Origin of the sequence: uncultured Campylobacter sp., from assembly GCF_937997465.1 — a bacterium.
Classification (GTDB): domain Bacteria; phylum Campylobacterota; class Campylobacteria; order Campylobacterales; family Campylobacteraceae; genus Campylobacter_A.
In genome coordinates, this window is sequence record NZ_CALKTQ010000279.1 from 1 (window position 1) to 2148 (window position 2148).

The following is a 2148-nucleotide window of genomic DNA, read 5'->3' on the forward strand; positions in this document are numbered from 1 at the left end:
GGACGAGGAGATCGCTCACGTCCGCGCTCTTTGCGAGGAGTCGGGGGCTGAGTTTAGCGTGTGCGAAGGCTTTTTAAAAGGAAGCGTGGGCACAGAGGATCTAGCTAAAAAAGTCGCGCAAATCTGCGAAAAGCAGGCGCATGAGATAAACTTCACGTATGAGCCCGCCGACCCCGTCAAAACCAAGATCGAAAAGATCGCGACTAAAATTTACGGCGCAAAAGAAGTAGTCTTTAGCCCGCGCGCTCAGGAGGATTTGGTCGAGATTTCGCGCCTGGGCTTTGATGGTTTGCCAGTTTGCGTCGCAAAGACGCAGTATAGCTTTAGCTCGGACGCCAAACTACTCGGACGACCGAAGGGCTTTAGCTTCGAGGTTAGTGCGCTTGAGATCCGCGGGGGAGCTGGCTTTATCGTGGCGGTTAGCGGATCAACTATGCTGATGCCGGGACTACCAAAAGTACCTGCCGCCGAGCAGATGAAAGCGGAGTAAATTTAACTCGCCGATCCGTCAAATTTGAGTGCGAAATTTGTTCGGTCGGCGGAGTTTTTTGAAAAATAGAGGCGAATTTAGCGGAAATAACGCCGAGTTCGCCTTTTAAATTTGACCACTTTGTCCTTCAAATTTGCCGTCAAATTTAAAACGCTAAATTTAGCAAATTCCTGCGCTAGCTCGTAAATTTTAGATTTTATCGCGGCGCTATTCGTGCGAGATTTTTATCTTACCGTCCATACATCGCCGAATCAAATTTACCCGCTCAAAGCAACGTATCCGGCCTAGTGCCAAATTTGTGATATTTTACGGCGTTTTAAGTATCCTAAACGTATTTTGGCGTTTTTAATCAAATTTGTTCAAGTAAGCCAAAAACCTAGCGCGATGCAGCGCTAAATTTTCACCTTTTCCCACGGCTCGATTCCGCCTTCGACCTCTTTAAAAATGCTTGCGATTTCTATGTTTTTTACGCTTAAATTTCGCTCATAAGTCTTGACGTCGCGCGATTTTAGCTTCTCTTGCAAAAAGGCGAATTCATACTCGATCTGGCCGCGAGTGACGGCTATTTTGGCCAAATTTCGCTCGTCAAATTCGCCAACTTTTGCCGCGTCAAATTTATAGCCGCGAGCGCAGGCCTGCGCGTAAACCTCCGCCAGATACGCATTTATCGCTTCACACGCGTTTTCGTGCGCGTAAAAGCGGTCAAGCTGCGGGTGATTTTTGTAGCCTTTAGTTAGCCCCGCCAGCACGTTTTTAGCTAGCAGCGCTTCTCGCCACAGCGCTACGAGCCCCTTTACGTCGAGATATTTAAAACTTATCGTCCAAAGTCTCATTTTTGCCTTTCGTTAAATTTAGCTGCCAAACTAGACGCGCCTCGCCGCAGATACTTAAATTTGACCGCGTAAATTTACGCTAGCTAAAGCCCGTAAATTTAAGTTTTATTTTAGCGATTTTGGCTTATAATCGCTTCGTTGCGATTCAAGGCGGTTGCTCTTAACCGCCATTTTCTAAATATCCTACCAAATCCTCGTCAAAACAAAAAATCAAATCATCAATGAAATCCTCTATGTGTTCAGGCATTATACTGATTATATTTTTACCGTTTATTTTCGTTAGCCTCGGTGTGCCGTCGGCATTAGACTATATTTCTCTAACAATGTAAGTAAAATCCTTACTTACATCATTTAAATATTCAAATCCGCTTGTCAAAATAATTTCCATAAAAATATTATCGCCATACTCTATTAAAATATATCTATCATGAGTTGAATTTTGTGGATATTGGCTTATTGGTTGCATTTGGATTTGTTGATACTGATTGCAGTAAGTGGTTATAGCGGCCTTTTTATGAGCGTCACTAGGATTAGGAAAAATTTCATTCGAGATCACTATTTTTAAATTTGGATGACAACATTTTACATGAAAAAGTTCAAAACCATTCTTATTGATATATTTATCATAAATTAAAATCCTATCGGCATTAGATAATAAAGCTTTAAAATGCTCCAATGCCTTGCTTCTACTTTCTCTGGCCTTAAAAGTAGCAGTATATACATTTTGTATTTTATCGTTTTTAATACACACGGATGGAAAATCAATGTTTGTAGATGACAAAATAATTTTATATCTAGTTTGTAAAGATAGCTGCCGTAGATCTA

The 2148-nt window shown here is 41.9% G+C and carries 3 protein-coding genes; 1 reads left to right on the plus strand and 2 read right to left on the minus strand.

Annotated features, from left to right (window positions below):
• Positions 1-490 (plus strand): formate--tetrahydrofolate ligase (locus Q0546_RS09205; RefSeq protein ID WP_298792425.1); only part of this gene is annotated, 490 nt, incomplete at its 5' end.
• Between the two features lie 392 nt (positions 491-882).
• Here Q0546_RS09205 and Q0546_RS09210 read toward each other — a convergent pair.
• Both Q0546_RS09210 and Q0546_RS09215 read right to left on the minus strand, forming a co-directional pair.
• Complete coding sequence (locus Q0546_RS09210) at positions 883-1323, minus strand: pyrimidine dimer DNA glycosylase/endonuclease V (protein WP_298792427.1); 441 nt, start codon at positions 1321-1323, stop codon at positions 883-885.
• A gap of 307 nt (positions 1324-1630) precedes the next feature.
• The coding region (locus tag Q0546_RS09215) for a hypothetical protein (RefSeq protein WP_298792429.1) at positions 1631-2148 on the minus strand (518 nt) is incomplete at its 5' end.

Coding starts and splice junctions, on each gene's coding strand:
- Q0546_RS09210 (WP_298792427.1), bottom strand. CDS start 1,323: ATGAGACTTTGGACGATAAGTTTTAAATATCTCGACGTAAAGGGGCTC.